The organism is Pseudoalteromonas sp. RWi3 (genome assembly GCF_054960735.1).
Genome location: NZ_JBHNYL010000054.1, coordinates 1 through 282 on the forward strand (window position 1 = coordinate 1; position 282 = coordinate 282).

1 protein-coding gene is annotated in these 282 nt (G+C 44.7%); it reads right to left on the minus strand.

All coding sequences use genetic code 11. The features are described from left to right. Nucleotides 1–6: 6 nt before the first annotated feature. Nucleotides 7–282, minus strand: a 276-nt coding sequence (locus ACFI4Z_RS19110) for an EF-Tu C-terminal domain-related protein (protein ID WP_462671896.1), incomplete at its 5' end; no start/stop codon positions are given.

A 282-nucleotide genomic window follows, 5' to 3' on the forward strand; every position in this document is an offset into this window, starting at 1 on the left:
TAATTATTACTCTACGATAGTTGCTACAACACCAGCACCTACAGTACGGCCACCTTCACGGATAGCGAAACGAAGACCTTCGTCCATCGCGATTGGCGCGATTAGAGTTACTGTCATCTTAACGTTATCACCAGGCATTACCATTTCTACGCCTTCTGGTAACTGTACGTCACCAGTTACGTCAGTTGTACGGAAGTAGAACTGTGGACGGTAACCTTTGAAGAATGGAGTATGACGACCACCTTCATCTTTCGAAAGTACGTATACTTCTGAAGTGAAAGT